General features: G+C 61.1%; 11 protein-coding genes and 2 pseudogenes. 8 read left to right on the forward strand and 5 right to left on the reverse strand.

Going from position 1 to position 13,315, the window contains the following annotated elements; all coding sequences use genetic code 11:
* Positions 1-159: 159 nt before the first annotated feature.
* From QRN50_RS17260 to QRN50_RS17280, 5 genes are all read left to right on the forward strand, one after another.
* Complete coding sequence (locus QRN50_RS17260) at positions 160-1,251, forward strand: BMP family ABC transporter substrate-binding protein (RefSeq protein ID WP_024640132.1); 1,092 nt, start codon at positions 160-162, stop codon at positions 1,249-1,251.
* Entirely contained in the window at positions 1,248-2,759 is a 1,512-nt protein-coding gene (locus QRN50_RS17265; protein ID WP_024660935.1) for an ABC transporter ATP-binding protein, read from the forward strand. Before QRN50_RS17260 ends, QRN50_RS17265 begins: the two co-directional genes overlap by 4 nt.
* Positions 2,752-3,861: an ABC transporter permease gene (locus tag QRN50_RS17270; protein ID WP_011266763.1), complete on the forward strand. Its 1,110-nt coding sequence runs from the start codon at positions 2,752-2,754 to the stop codon at positions 3,859-3,861. The genes QRN50_RS17265 and QRN50_RS17270 overlap by 8 nt, the downstream gene beginning before the upstream one ends.
* Positions 3,861-4,787: an ABC transporter permease gene (locus tag QRN50_RS17275; RefSeq protein ID WP_003316999.1), complete on the forward strand. Its 927-nt coding sequence runs from the start codon at positions 3,861-3,863 to the stop codon at positions 4,785-4,787. The genes QRN50_RS17270 and QRN50_RS17275 overlap by 1 nt, the downstream gene beginning before the upstream one ends.
* Positions 4,788-4,893: 106 nt before the next feature.
* Positions 4,894-5,583: a YiaD family glycine zipper/OmpA-like lipoprotein gene (locus tag QRN50_RS17280; protein WP_003319364.1), complete on the forward strand. Its 690-nt coding sequence runs from the start codon at positions 4,894-4,896 to the stop codon at positions 5,581-5,583.
* 246 nt (positions 5,584-5,829) lie between these two features.
* Here QRN50_RS17280 and yihG read toward each other — a convergent pair whose 3' ends face one another.
* The 3 genes and pseudogenes from yihG to QRN50_RS17295 form a co-directional block, all read right to left on the reverse strand.
* The gene (gene yihG, locus QRN50_RS17285; RefSeq protein ID WP_024640129.1) at positions 5,830-6,735 is read right to left on the reverse strand and encodes a 1-acylglycerol-3-phosphate O-acyltransferase, YihG family; all 906 of its coding nucleotides are present in this window, start codon (positions 6,733-6,735) and stop codon (positions 5,830-5,832) included.
* Between the two features lie 63 nt (positions 6,736-6,798).
* Positions 6,799-8,889, reverse strand: coding sequence for a phosphate acetyltransferase (gene pta, locus QRN50_RS17290; RefSeq protein WP_060400108.1), 2,091 nt, complete (start codon positions 8,887-8,889; stop codon positions 6,799-6,801).
* A 77-nt stretch (positions 8,890-8,966) separates the two neighbouring features.
* Positions 8,967-9,272 (reverse strand): annotated as a pseudogene (locus QRN50_RS17295) (DUF3565 domain-containing protein).
* A 14-nt stretch (positions 9,273-9,286) separates the two neighbouring features.
* On the opposite strand from QRN50_RS17295, the gene QRN50_RS17300 reads away from it, so the two are divergent.
* The 3 genes from QRN50_RS17300 to QRN50_RS17310 all read left to right on the forward strand — a co-directional run bounded on the left by QRN50_RS17300 (position 9,287) and on the right by QRN50_RS17310 (position 11,653).
* A complete protein-coding gene (locus tag QRN50_RS17300; protein ID WP_004406868.1) occupies positions 9,287-9,772 on the forward strand; it encodes an FKBP-type peptidyl-prolyl cis-trans isomerase in 486 nt (161 codons plus the stop codon).
* Between the two features lie 131 nt (positions 9,773-9,903).
* Positions 9,904-10,392 (forward strand): glutathione peroxidase, encoded by a 489-nt coding sequence (locus QRN50_RS17305; protein WP_024641116.1) that lies wholly within the window; start codon positions 9,904-9,906, stop codon positions 10,390-10,392.
* A gap of 157 nt (positions 10,393-10,549) precedes the next feature.
* Complete coding sequence (locus QRN50_RS17310) at positions 10,550-11,653, forward strand: NADH:flavin oxidoreductase (protein ID WP_096127123.1); 1,104 nt, start codon at positions 10,550-10,552, stop codon at positions 11,651-11,653.
* Here the strand turns inward: QRN50_RS17310 and QRN50_RS17315 are convergent.
* Together QRN50_RS17315 and QRN50_RS17320 are read right to left on the reverse strand one after the other, a co-directional pair.
* Entirely contained in the window at positions 11,622-12,842 is a 1,221-nt protein-coding gene (locus QRN50_RS17315) for a glycosyltransferase family 4 protein (RefSeq protein WP_096127122.1), read from the reverse strand. The two genes, QRN50_RS17310 and QRN50_RS17315, sit on opposite strands and share 32 nt — an antisense overlap.
* A 181-nt stretch (positions 12,843-13,023) precedes the next feature.
* Positions 13,024-13,312: pseudogene (locus QRN50_RS17320) on the reverse strand (hypothetical protein).
* Positions 13,313-13,315 lie beyond the last annotated feature (3 nt).

Here is a 13,315-nt window from a genome sequence, read left to right on the forward strand (position 1 = left end):
CTGCACAAACCAAGTGCTCCGATTCAGACCATTTGATCTGCTTTCTTCGTCTCGATGGCGTCAGGTCGTTGTTCCATAGCGCTTTTCCTGTACTGGCATGGATGCTGCTAATGCCTGCCTGTGCGGTCCTCATCGGCCATTACCCTCAGGAAAACGTCTATGTACAAGAAACTGTTGCCCGGGACATTGTGTGCGGCCGTAGCGTTGGGAGCGGTCAGCCTTGCTCAGGCTGAAGGGTTGACCCTCGAAGGGAAGCCGAAAATCGCCATGGTGTATATCAGCCCGCGCAATGATGGCGGCTGGACTCAGGCCTTCGACGAAGCGCGCGTGAAGCTGGAGAAGGATCTGGACACAAAAATCCAGTACGTCGAGAGCGTGCCCGAGAACGCTGCGGCGATTACGCCGGTGGTCGACCGACTCATCGCACGCGGTGCCAACATCATCGTCGGTACTGCATTCGGCTATTCCGACACCTTTCTTGCACTGGCCAGGAAATACCCGAAAGTCGCGTTCCTGAATGGCTCGGGCACCACCAATGCGCCCAACCTCGAATCGTTTTACGGGCGTACCTACGAGAGCCAGTACCTGTGCGGTATGGCCGCAGGCGCGGCCTCGAAGACCGGCAAGCTGGGCTTCGTCGCCGCCAACCCGTTCGGCCAGGTCAACTGGACCATCAACGCCTATGAACTGGGCGCCCGGCAGATCAATCCGAAGGCCACCGTCACCGTGGTCTATACCGGTGCCTGGAACGACCCGGTCAAGGAACGCGCAGCAACCATGGCGCTGATCGACAATGGTGCCGACGTGGTCGGTCAGCACGTCGACAGCCCGACACCGCAGATTGTCGCTCAGGAGCGCGGCATTCATGGCACCGGCCACCATCGCGACCTGAGCGAGTTCGCCCCCAAGGCGACGGTCTGTTCTTCGCTGTGGGTCTGGGATCGCTTCCTCGGGCCTGAGCTGAAGAACATCATTGCCGGCAACTGGACGCCGCCCGCCAACGGCGCGCTGCTGTCGATGCAGCAGGGCGGCACCGATATCAAGCTGACTGCGGACACGATCATTTCCGATGCGGACCGCAAGAAGATCGAGGCCGAGCGCGCCGAGCTGCTGGCCGGCCGGAAAATCATCTACAGCGGCCCGCTGGCCGATCGTGACGGCAAGGAGCGGGTGGCGGCCGGTCAGCAGTTGTCTGACCCGGATCTGTGGAAAATGGACTGGTTCGTCGAAGGCGTGAAGACTCAGCAATGAGTCAGGTCAATGCGCTGCAACTCACCGGCATCAGCAAATCGTTCGATGGCTTCAAGGCGCTGATCGACGCCGACTTCACCGCCTGTTGGGGTGAAGTGCATGCGCTGCTGGGCGAGAACGGTGCAGGCAAGTCCTCGCTGATGAACATCGCCGCCGGGCTGTATGCACCGGAAACCGGCACCCTGCTGCTGGACGACAATCCGGTTCAGCTTCAGGGCCCGAGGGACGCCAGCCGCTACCGGATCGGCATGGTTCACCAGCACTTCAAGCTGGTGAAACCGTTCACGGTGGCGCAGAACATTCTCCTGGCACTGCCCGAGCAACCCGGCGAAGGCAGCTATCGCAAGCGGCTGCGTACGCTGGAGCAGGAGATTATCGGCAAGGCCGAGGCGCTGGGTTTTGCGATTGACCCGGCGCGCACCGTCGACAGCCTGTCGGTCGCCGAGCAGCAGCGCGTCGAGATTCTCAAGGTGCTGCTGGCCGGTGCGCGGATTCTGATCCTCGACGAGCCCACTGCAGTGCTGACCGACCAGGAAGCCGAGCGTCTGCTGCTGACCGTTCAGGCATTCGCCCGGCAGGGTGCGGCGGTGGTTCTGGTTACGCACAAGATGGCTGACGTCAAACGCTATGCCGACCGGGTAACGGTCATGCGCGGCGGGCGCACGATACAGACCCTTGACCCGCAGCGTGTCAGCGTCGAGCAACTGGTGCAGTTGACGGTGGGCGAATCGGTGCCGGTTGCCGAGTATCAACCGGCGACACCCGGTGAGGTGCGTTTGCAGGTCAAGGACTTGCGCAGCGTCGGCAGCAGTACGCTCAACGGCGTCAACCTGACCCTGCACGCCGGGCAGATTTACGGCATCGCAGGCGTGGGTGGCAATGGTCAGGCCGAGCTGGCCAACGCGCTGATGGGGTTGGCGCAAGCGACCGAGGGTGAAATCCACATGACCGGGTTTGGCGATTTGCGCGACGCGTCGGCCGATCAGCGTCGGCAGTTGCGCATCGCCTCAATCCCGGCCGACCGCTACGGCGCGGCGCTGGCCGGGTCGCTGTCGGTGGCCGAGAACTTTGCTATCGGCAACATCCACAGCGGGCAATACGGCTCTTTCTGGCGTCTGGGCTACAAGCGTCTGAAGCAGGACGCGCAGCGCGCCGTGGCGGACTTCGACGTACAGGGCGTGCGCTCTCTCGATCAGAAAGCTGCGCTGTTGTCGGGAGGCAATGCCCAGAAGCTGGTGATCGCCCGCGAATTCAGCCGCGACCCGCAATTGGTGCTGGTGCACAGCCCGAGCCGCGGCCTGGATGTGCGTGCCACCCAGGCGGTGCACGCCCGTTTGCGAGCAGCACGGGACGCGGGTGCTGCGGTGCTGGTGATCAGCGAGGATCTGGACGAGGTATTGGCCCTGGCTGACCGTGTTGGCGTGATGAACGGCGGGCGCATCGTCGCCGAGTTCTCGCACCCTGCCGACCGGCAAGCCATCGGCAAAGCGATGGTGAGCCATGACTGAATCAGTACAACCGATGAAATCCGCACGGCAACCCTTGCTGGTGCGGCGCTACACCCTGGAGCTTCGTCAGCAGACCGGCTGGCTATTGCAGGCGCTGATCATTGCTCTGGCGTTGCTGATCGGACTGACGATCTGCACCGTGATTCTGATTCTTGCCGGCGTGCCTGCTGACGAGCTGCTCAACGAGTTCGTCGTGCAGACGGTGTTCGATGGGCAAAACTTCAAGGCAGTGCTGTTTCAGGCATCGCCGATGATCATGGTCGGGCTCGCCGGGTGCATGGCGTTTCGGGCGCGCTTCTGGAACCTGGGTCTGGAAGGCCAGATGATCTGGGGCGCGATTGGCGCTACGGCGATTTCGCTGTTTCAAGTGGGCCCGGAGGCGTTGCGTCTGCCGCTGATGATGGCGGCAGCCGTGATCTGCGGATTGTTGTGGAGCCTGGGGCCGGTGCTGCTGAAGCTCAAGTGGCAGGTCAACGAGATCATCTCGACGCTGATGCTCAATTACATCGCCGCCAATTTCCTCCTGCACCTGGTGTACGGCAGTTGGAAGGACCCGCGAGACAACTTTCCCTATTCCCCCGCGTTCCAGAGCTTCGAGCGGCTGCCCGACCTGTTTGCCGGGTATAACGCGGCGATCCCTCTGGCGCTGCTGGTCACTGGTCTGACCCTGTGGTTCGTCGGTGTTTCGCGGGCCGGGCTGTACCTGCGCTTTGTCGATGCCAACCCGAAAGTTGCCGGAGCGGTGGGCGTACCGGTGCGCAAGATGATCATCGGCACCGTGCTGCTGTCGGGCGCGCTGGCCGGGCTTGCAGGTTTTGTCGTGACCTCGGGGCAGGAAGGGCGCCTTACTCAATCGTTCTATCAGGGCTACGGTTTTTCCGGGATTCTCATCGCCTTTCTGGCCCGCAACAACCCGGTGGCCGCCACCGTGGTCGCGTTGCTGATCGCCATGTTGTTCGTGGCCGGGCGCAACCTGCAGGTGTTCTATCAGATTCCGTTTTCGATGGTGCAACTGATCCAGGCGATCCTGGTGATCTGCGTCGCGTCGTCGGACTTTTTCATCCGCCATCGCCTGCGGCGCATTCAGGCAGGAGAACGTTGATGGAGCTTATTTCCCACTGGCTGGGCAGCGCACCGGATTTTGCCGTGCCGTTCGCCCTGGCAGCGCTGGGCCTGATCCTCATCGAGCGCAGCGGTGTACTGGCGCTGGGCGTCGAAGGGCTGATGCTGGTCGGCGCACTGGCGGGCATCGGCATGCAGTTGAGCCTCGGCTCGCCGGGCCTTTCGCTGCTGGCGTCGATGGCGGCGGCAGGTCTGGTGTCGTTGCTGTTTGCGCTGATGGTGCTGGTGTTGCGGATCAACCAGGTGATCGCCGGGCTGGCGCTGGTGTTCTTTTGTCAGGGCTTGACCGGGCTGCTGGGCACGCTGCTGGGCTGGACCAATCGTCCGGTCAGCGGCCTTCAGGCGGTCGAGCTGTGGCCGTTGTCCGAGCTGCCTGTAGTGGGCCGGGTATTTGTGCAGAACCCGTTGGTGTACCTGACCGTGGTGATTTTCATCGCGGTGGTCTGGCTGCTCGATCGCACGCGTACCGGGCTGCGTTTGCGCGCGGTGGGCGAGAACCCGCAGGCCGCCGATGCCGCAGGTATTTCCGTGCTCGGTTACCGCCTGGCGGCGATTGTCGCCGGCTCCGCGTTGATGGGGCTGGCCGGCGGTTTCATTGCCGTGCTCAGCACCAAGATGTGGATCGCCGACATGACCGGCGGACGCGGCTGGATCGCGGTTTCACTGGTGATCTTCGCGCGCTGGTCGCCGTGGCGTGCGCTGGCCGGTGCCTTGCTGTTCGGCGGTATCGAGGCGCTGATTCCGCAGTTGGCGGCAACCGGCGTGCGCCTGCCTCAGTATTTCGTCTTGATGACGCCCTATGCGGTCACCCTGTTGGTCATGGTCTGGGTGGCGAGCGGCAAGCGTCAATCGAGCAGCCAGCCCGGTGCGCTGGGCGAACCCTACATTCGCGAGGAGCGCCGCTGAGCGCAGAAGCCCGCAAGACGGGCGGTTCAGCACGGGTTAAGGAATTTTTGATAGCGGGTATGCTCTAATCCGGTTACCAGCGTTCGTCAAAACCAGGAGCACCTGAATGTTTACCTCGCGTCGTTTGATCATTGTTGCCACCGCCGTAGCCATGCTTTCCGGCTGTGCAACATCCAATCCCTATGACAATCAAGGCCAGGCGCAAAGCTCCGGTGGTATGAGCAAAACGGCCAAGTACGGCGGACTCGGCGCATTGGCCGGTGCGGTAGCCGGCGCGGCCATCGATCACAATCATCGCGGCAAGGGTGCCCTGATCGGCGCAGCAGTGGCAGGTGCCGCATCGGCGGGTTATGGCTACTACGCAGACAAGCAGGAAGCTGCGCTGCGCGAGAGTATGGCCAACACCGGTGTCGAGGTACAGCGTCAGGGTGACCAGATCAAACTGATCATGCCGGGTAACATCACGTTCGCGACGGACTCTTCGGCCATTGCCAGCAGCTTCTATTCGCCGCTCAACAATCTGGCCAGCTCGCTCAAGCAGTTCAACCAGAACAACATTGAAATCGTCGGTTACACCGACAGCACCGGCAGCCGCCAGCACAACATGGACCTGTCGCAACAGCGCGCCCAGAGCGTCGCGACTTACCTGACCTCGCAAGGCGTCGATCAAGCGCACCTGTCAGTGCGCGGTGCAGGGCCTGATCAACCGATTGCCAGCAACGCCGACGTCAACGGCCGCGCCCAGAACCGCCGCGTAGAGGTTAACCTCAAGCCGATTCCGGGTCAGCAGTACTGATAAATGCCGCTGCGTCCGCCTGAATGCGGACGCAGAGTATCATCACGATAGTTGAGATCATCGTTCCTCACGCTCCAGCGTGGCAATGCAGTTCGCGACGCTCTGCGTCGCAAAGAGGACGCAGAGCGTCCAGAACGGCATGCCAACGCGGAGCATTGGCACGATGGATGGCTGAAACGTCAGGCTTGCGGCGGCCTTGATGGCCTCTTCGCGAGCAAGCTCGCTTCCACTTCCCACAAGTCAATATCAATGCGGCGCCGGATACTGCTCATGCAGGCTGTCCAGCAGTCGGTCTTTCTCTTCCCATAGCGTATTGATCCACTGCTGGAATTCCAGGCGGTATTCGCCGTCCTGGTCGTAATTCTTGCCGAGAAACTGCTGCGGGATTTTGATCTCTTCGAAGTGCGCAACCACTTCCTTCACATTCCCACACAGCAGGTCCCAGTAGCCGGGTTGTCCGCCAGGGTAGTGGATGGTCACGTTGATGATCGATTCCAGCTGTTCGCCCATCGCATCGAGCACGAAGGCAATGCCGCCGGCCTTGGGTTTGAGCAGGTGGCGGAAGGGTGAGTTCTGTTGCGCGTGTTTGCCGGCCGTGAAGCGCGTGCCTTCTGCGAAGTTGAAAATCCCCACCGGGTTATGGCGAAACTTCGCGCAGGTGCGGCGAGTGGTTTCCAGGTCCTTGCCTTTCTTTTCCGGGTGTTTGGCAAGGTACGCCTTGGAGTAGCGCTTCATGAACGGAAAGCCCAGCGCCCACCACGCCAGACCGATCACCGGGACCCAGATCAACTCCTGCTTGAGGAAAAACTTCAATGGGCGAATACGTCGGTTGAGCACGTACTGCAAGACCATGATGTCGACCCAGCTCTGGTGATTGCTGGTGACCAGATACGAGTGCTGGTAATCCAGCCCTTCCAGGCCGCTCAGGTGCCAGCGGGTGTGGCACAGCAGTCTGATCCAGGCATTGTTGTTGCCGATCCAGGTTTCATGGATGTGGCTCATCAGCCAGTCGGTGAAGCGCTGTGCCGCAGAGAAGGGCAGGCAGATCTTGAGGATCGTGACCGCGAACAGCACCGTGCAGCAGACGATGGTGTTCAGCGCCAGCAACAGCGAGGCAATGACGCCGCGTAACGGGGCAGGCAGAAAATCCATTAGGAAGATGGCTCCGCAAGTTATCGGAAGCCGCAGACTGCTCTGCGGCACTCGGGTCAGGTATCAGGACAGCGTGTCGGCCTGTATGGCTGTCAGCGCGATGGTGTAGACAATGTCGTCGACCTGCGCGCCGCGCGGCAGATCGTTTACCGGTTTGCGCAGGCCCTGCAGCATCGGGCCGATGCTCACACAGTCGGCACTGCGTTGCACCGCCTTGTACGTGGTATTGCCGGTGTTCAGGTCGGGGAACACGAACACGTTGGCGCGTCCTGCGACCGCGCTGTCTGGAGCCAGCTGCCGGGCGACCTGTTCGTTGGCGGCCGCATCATACTGCAGCGGCCCGTCGATCAATAGATCGCGGCGGGTTTCGCGTGCCAGTTGCGTGGCTTCGCGGACCTTCTCGACTTCTTCGCCGCTGGCCGAGTTGCCGCTGGAATAGCTGATCATCGCCACGCGTGGCGAGATGCCGAACGCAGTGGCCGAGTCGGCGCTTTGCAAGGCAATCTCGGACAGTTCGCTGGCGCTCGGATGCGGGTTCATGATGCAGTCGCCGTACATCAGCACCTGCTCGGGAAAGAGCATGAAGAACACTGAAGACACCAGCGTGCAGCCTGGCGCGGTCTTGATCAGTTGCAGGGCCGGGCGGATGGTGTTGGCGGTGGAGTGAATGACGCCGGACACCAGCCCGTCGACCTCGTCCAGCGCCAGCATCACCGTGCCGATGACCACCGGGTCTTCGAGCTGTTGCTCGGCCATGGGCGCGTTCAGGCTTTTGCTTTTGCGCAGTTCCACCATCGGCGCAACGTAGCGTTCACGAATCAGGTCCGGGTCAAGAATTTCCAGCCCCTGCGGCAGCTCGATGCCGTGCGCCTGCGCAACGGCATGCACTTCCTCGGGCCTGGCCAGCAACACGCAACGCGCGATACCGCGCGCCTGGCAGATGGCGGCAGCCTGAATGGTCAGCGGTTCGTTGCCTTCAGGCAGCACGATGCGCTTGTTGGCCGCCTGCGCGCGCTGGATCAACTGATAGCGAAACACCGCGGGCGACAGGCGCAGCTCACGGGGTGTGCCGCAGCGCTGGTGCAGCCAGTTGGCGTCCAGATGACTGGCAACGAAGTCGGTGATGTTTTCCGCGCGCTCGCGGTCATCGATGGGGATTTCCTTGTTCAACTGATTCAGGCGATTGGCCGTGTCATACGAACCGCTGCTGACCGACAGCACCGGCAGCCCCGCCTGCAGTGCGCCGCGGCACAGCTCCATGATGCGTGGGTCGGGCACGGTATCGCTGGTCAGCAGCAGGCCGGCCAGCGGTACGCCGTTGATTGCCGCAAGGCTCACCGCCAGGATGATGTCGTCGCGGTCGCCCGGCGTCACCACCAGCACCCCCGGCTTGAGCAGTGGAACCGTATTGAGCACGGTCCGCGCACAAATGATGATTCTGGTCATGCGGCGCTGATCATAGTCGCCTGCGTTCAGCACCTGCGCGCCGAGCAGCTCGGCCACATCGCGGGTACGCGGCGCGTTGAGTTCGGCGCGATACGGAATGCAGCCCAGCAGGCGAAAGTCGCCGCTGCGCAGCAAGGGGGAGTGCTCTTTCAGGCGCGAGGCGAAGACTTCCATGCTTTCTTCGGTGCGCACCTTGTTGAGTATCACGCCCAGCACCTTGGGATCCTTGGGGCCGCCAAACAGCTGGGCCTGCAATTCGACCCTGCCCGACAGATCGGCGAGCACTTCGTTTTCCGGAGCAGAGACCAGAATGACTTCGGCATCCAGGCTCTTGGCCAAATGCAGATTGACCCGTGCGGCATAGCTCGCGCTGCGGGTCGGGACCATGCCTTCGACGACCAGCACGTCCTTGCCGACAGCTGCCTGCTGATAAAGATTGATGATCTCTTCGAGCAGTTCATCCAGTTGACCATCACCGAGCATGCGCTCGACATGCGCCAGTCCCAGAGGCTTGGGCGGCTTGAGGCCATGGGTGCGAGCCATCAGTTCGGTCGAGCGCTCGGGGCCCAGATCGCCGGGATGTGGCTGGGCGATCGGTTTGAAAAAGCCTACTTTCAAACCAGCGCGCTCCAGCGTGCGCACCAGTCCCAGGCTGATGGAGGTCAACCCCACGCCAAAGTCAGTGGGGGCGATAAAAAAAGTCTGCATACTGGCTTCTCGATTGAGCAGTGCAAGGGTCGCAGCACATAGGGAACCGCTGCCGACCGAAAAAGTCCGGAAACCGTCTAACGCGATTTCTCTGCCGCAAGACTATCGTTATCCGCAGCGTTCGCACACCAGCCGCAACGAAAGGCTTTACCGGTCATCTGTTGACGCTGTGCAGGGTCCAGTACCCAGGCGCGTGACTGCCAGGGAGGCTGATGACGCAGGTGCTGAGTGTGGCCGCAGGACAGTAGCGCAATCCAGTGCCCTTCTTCATCCTGGCTGAAACCGATAACGGTTGAACTTTCCAATCAGGGCCGTCCGTCAGAGTTGCGTTCGCTTTCGGGCGATTGCTTGGTTAAACTTGCCCGTTCTTCAATCTTAAGCAAAAGGTCTTGTCCCCATGCCGATCGCCGCCAATAAGGCTGTCTCCATTGACTATACCCTGACCAACGACGCTGGTGAGGTCATCGACAGTTCTGCCGGTGGTGCGCCGCTGGTTTACCTGCAAGGTGCAGGCAACATCATCCCGGGCCTGGAAAAGGCACTGGAAGGCAAGGAAGTAGGCGAGCAGGTGAAAGTCGCCGTCGAGCCCGAAGACGCCTACGGCGAGTACTCGGCCGAACTGGTCAGCACCCTGAGCAGCAGCATGTTCGAAGGCGTCGACAAGCTTGAAGTCGGCATGCAGTTTCACGCTTCCGGCCCGGATGGCGGCATGCAGATCGTGACCATCCGTGATCTGGATGGCGACGACGTCACTGTTGACGGCAACCATCCGCTCGCGGGTCAGCGCCTGAACTTCGACGTGAAGGTTGTGGCCATCCGTGATGCCAGTGAAGAAGAAATGGCTCACGGCCATGTTCACGGCGAAGGCGGTCATCAACACTGATTTGTGCTGCTAAGCTCAGGCACTGAAAAGGCGCCCTGGCTGTTCTGCGATGACGACTTTCGTTACGCGTGCGGTCACGGTGCCTTTTTTCGGGTTGTAGCCTGGGGCGACTTGTTTCAAAAGGGGTTCTCATGAGTGCTTTTCACGACATCAAATTGAAAGCGCTGGGTGGCCAGGAACTGCCGCTGGCGAATTTCAGAAAAAAAGTGGTTCTGGTAGTCAACGTCGCGTCCAAATGCGGGCTGACACCGCAGTACGCGGCACTTGAAAACCTCTATCAGCAGTACAAGGACCAGGGCCTGGAGATACTGGGTCTGCCGTGCAACCAGTTTGCCGGGCAGGAACCGGGTACCGAGCAAGACATCGCCGAATTTTGCCAACTCAACTATGGCGTGACGTTTACGCTGGGTGAAAAACTCGACGTCAACGGCCCCAACCGGCACTCGCTTTACCGTTTGCTGGCGGGCGAGGGTGCCGAGTTTCCCGGGGATATCACCTGGAACTTCGAAAAGTTTCTGGTTGGCAAGAACGGCGGTGTAAGCGCACGTTTTTCTCCGCGTACCACTCCGGATGATCCTGCGGTGATCCAGGCCATCGAAAAGGCCCTGGCGCAAAGCTGATCGTAGAGCCGGGGTAGCATTTAGCATTCGCCCGGCTTTCTTGCGCGCTCGTCGCTTCTGAACTCAAATCAGCCAGATCAATAGTACTGGGCCGCCGCTGACGCCCGGCGATATTCTGCGCGCCTGATGGCAATCGACCATTTCACAGGAGTTGCGCATGTCGGCAGAAGCCTTGTTCACGCCTTTCCGTCTGGGCAGCCTGGAGCTGTCCTCGCGTGTGGTCATGGCCCCCATGACCCGCTCGTTCTCGCCAGGGCACGTGCCCAACTCGAATGTCGTCGAGTACTACCGGCGGCGCGCTGCTGCAGGCGTCGGGCTGATTATCACCGAAGGTACGACGGTCAATCACAAGGCCTCCAACGGTTATCCGAACGTCCCGCAGTTTTTCGGCGAAGCGCCGCTGGCCGGCTGGCGCAAGGTGGTCGAGGCGGTGCATGCGGAGGGCGGCAAGATCGTCCCGCAACTCTGGCACGTCGGCGCAGTTCGCCGTCCTGGCACCGAGCCGGACGGCAGCGTGCCTGCCTACGGGCCGATGGAGAAGGTCAAGGACGGTCAGGTGCTGGTGCATGGCATGAGCAAGCAGGACATCGACGAGGTCGTAGCGGCCTTTGCCCAGGCTGCCGCCGATGCCAGGGCGATTGGCATGGACGGTGTCGAAATTCATGGGGCTCACGGTTACCTGGTCGATCAGTTCTTTTGGGAGGGCAGCAATCAGCGTAGCGACGAGTACGGCGGCAGCCTCGCCAACCGCTCACGGTTTGCTCTCGAACTGATCAAGGCCGTGCGCGGCGCAGTAGGCCCGGACTACCCGATCATTTTCCGTTTCTCACAATGGAAACAGCAGGATTACACCGCGCGCCTGGTGCAAACGCCCGAGGCGCTGGGCGAGTTCCTGCAGCCTCTGGCTGATGCAGGTGTGGATATCTTTCATTGCTCTACCCGGCGTTTCTGGGAGCCTGAGTTTGAAGGCTCCGACCTGAACCTGGCGGGCTGGACGCGCAAGCTGACCGGCAAACCGACCATTACTGTCGGCAGCGTCGGACTGGACGGCGAGTTCCTGCAATTCATGGTCAACACCGACAAGGTCGCTCAACCGGCCAGCCTGGAAAATCTGCTGAAGCGACTGGGCAACGACGAGTTCGATCTGGTGGCGGTGGGGCGCGCGCTGCTGGTCGATCCTGATTGGGCACTGAAAGTGCGCGAGGGGCGCGAGCAGGACATCCTGCCCTTCAGTCGAGACGCACTGACGACACTGGTCTGATTTTCTTGCTGGCTACCGACTTGATCTCTTTGACGCTTGCAGCGTTCTGGCTCGGGCAGGCCTCGCGCAATTGACGCTCGAACTGATCGATGACCGCTGTCCAGCCCTGGCGGCTGGCATGCTGCCGGGCGTTGAGACGCACGCGGCGCAGCGTCTCACTGTCCTCCAGCAACCAGCGTGCCGCGTCGATGAACGCCGCCTCGTCACCCGGCATGGCCAACGCACCGTTGTGGCCATGGCGGATATGCTGCCCGGCTGCGGCTTCATCGTAGGCGACCACCCCCAGGCCTGAGGCCAGTGCTTCGAGAACCACATTGCCGAAGGTTTCGGTGAGGCTGGGAAACAGAAACATATCGGCCGAGGCATAGTGCGTCGCCAGCACCTCGCCGCGCTGGGTGCCGCAGAAAATCGCCTCCGGAATTTGCTGCTCCAGCTGCGCGCGTTGAGGCCCGTCGCCAACGACCACCAATTTCAGATTACGCTGCGGGTAACTGTCCTTGAGCGCCTCGAAACAGGCTTTGAGCAGGCTCAGGTTTTTTTCGGGGGCAAGGCGGCCGACATGCAGGACCGCGACATCATCGGCTTGCAGACCCCAATTCTCTCGCAAAGGCTGCGAGCGTCTGGACGGGCTGAACAATTGACTGTCGACGCCACGTGACAACAGCTCGATCCTCTCAAAGCCACGCCGCTCCAGCTCGACCTTCTGACTGATGCTCGGCACCAGCGTCATGCGCGAGCGATTGTGGAACCAGCGCAGGTAGTGCGTCAGCAAGCGGGTGATGAACCCCATGCCGTACTGCTGCGTGTACTGCGGGAAGTTGGTATGGAAGCCACTGATCACCGCAATCCCCAGGCGCCGCGCTGCGCGCAGTGCCGAGAGCCCCAGCGGCCCTTCCGTGGCGATGTACAGCACATCCGGCCGACGCCGCTGCCAGCGCCGCAGCAGCTTGTGCATCGAAGACTGACCCCACTGCAACCCCGGGTAACCCGGTATCGGCCAGCCCCGGCAGAGCAGCAGATCCTCTGCAGTGCCCGCGCCGATCTCGTCGTTCTGACGTGGCCGGACCAGCTCGACCCGATGCCCACGCAACCGCAACCCTTCACACAGCCGCCCCAGGGTATTGGCGACGCCGTTGATCTCGGGAGTAAAGGTTTCAGTGATCAGGGTGACATTAAGAATTTGGCTCATGAGAGCAGTGTCGACTGATTACATTTCGGTTATGTGGCGGTTGTGTGATGGATTGGTGATAGGGCGTCGGTAAGGTGAGCAAGTTGGCGTGAGACTGCGCGGAATAGTTAATAGGTAAACGCATAGGCTGTACAACCCAATGGGGTTACATTAGGAAATGGCGAAACATTGTCGGTATGGGTCATTTGAAAATCCCTCGCGCACGTTCCATTGCCGCAGGCATAGGCACGAAGTCTTTATCCTCCACACTGGATCTGCGTTGTTCGATAGTCATGCTATCCATGAAGCGAGTCGAGCGGGGCATTGCCGAGTGTTGCGGGTGCTGCGGCTGGAGGTTTTTTCTCTGTCTGTGTGATGGCATCGTTCAACAGGTTTGCAAACCGACCTGAACGGTTTTCCGGTAGTCTTTCGAGGGATGCCGGTCGGTAGGAGGAGAGTTGTTCTGCGACAGATTCTGTTTTTATTTCCATAGC

This window comes from Pseudomonas sp. MEJ108 (assembly GCF_030208985.1).
GTDB classification, from domain to species: Bacteria; Pseudomonadota; Gammaproteobacteria; order Pseudomonadales; family Pseudomonadaceae; genus Aquipseudomonas; species Aquipseudomonas fragariae.

Bases quoted from the DNA above. Each gene is read 5' to 3' on its own strand.
- QRN50_RS17260 (WP_024640132.1), top strand. From the start codon at position 160: ATGTACAAGAAACTGTTGCCCGGGACATTGTGTGCGGCCGTAGCGTTG.
- QRN50_RS17265 (WP_024660935.1), top strand. From the start codon at position 1,248: ATGAGTCAGGTCAATGCGCTGCAACTCACCGGCATCAGCAAATCGTTC.
- QRN50_RS17270 (WP_011266763.1), top strand. From the start codon at position 2,752: ATGACTGAATCAGTACAACCGATGAAATCCGCACGGCAACCCTTGCTG.
- QRN50_RS17275 (WP_003316999.1), top strand. From the start codon at position 3,861: ATGGAGCTTATTTCCCACTGGCTGGGCAGCGCACCGGATTTTGCCGTG.
- QRN50_RS17280 (WP_003319364.1), top strand. From the start codon at position 4,894: ATGTTTACCTCGCGTCGTTTGATCATTGTTGCCACCGCCGTAGCCATG.
- yihG (WP_024640129.1), bottom strand. From the start codon at position 6,735: ATGGATTTTCTGCCTGCCCCGTTACGCGGCGTCATTGCCTCGCTGTTG.
- pta (WP_060400108.1), bottom strand. From the start codon at position 8,889: ATGCAGACTTTTTTTATCGCCCCCACTGACTTTGGCGTGGGGTTGACC.
- QRN50_RS17300 (WP_004406868.1), top strand. From the start codon at position 9,287: ATGCCGATCGCCGCCAATAAGGCTGTCTCCATTGACTATACCCTGACC.
- QRN50_RS17305 (WP_024641116.1), top strand. From the start codon at position 9,904: ATGAGTGCTTTTCACGACATCAAATTGAAAGCGCTGGGTGGCCAGGAA.
- QRN50_RS17310 (WP_096127123.1), top strand. From the start codon at position 10,550: ATGTCGGCAGAAGCCTTGTTCACGCCTTTCCGTCTGGGCAGCCTGGAG.
- QRN50_RS17315 (WP_096127122.1), bottom strand. From the start codon at position 12,842: ATGAGCCAAATTCTTAATGTCACCCTGATCACTGAAACCTTTACTCCC.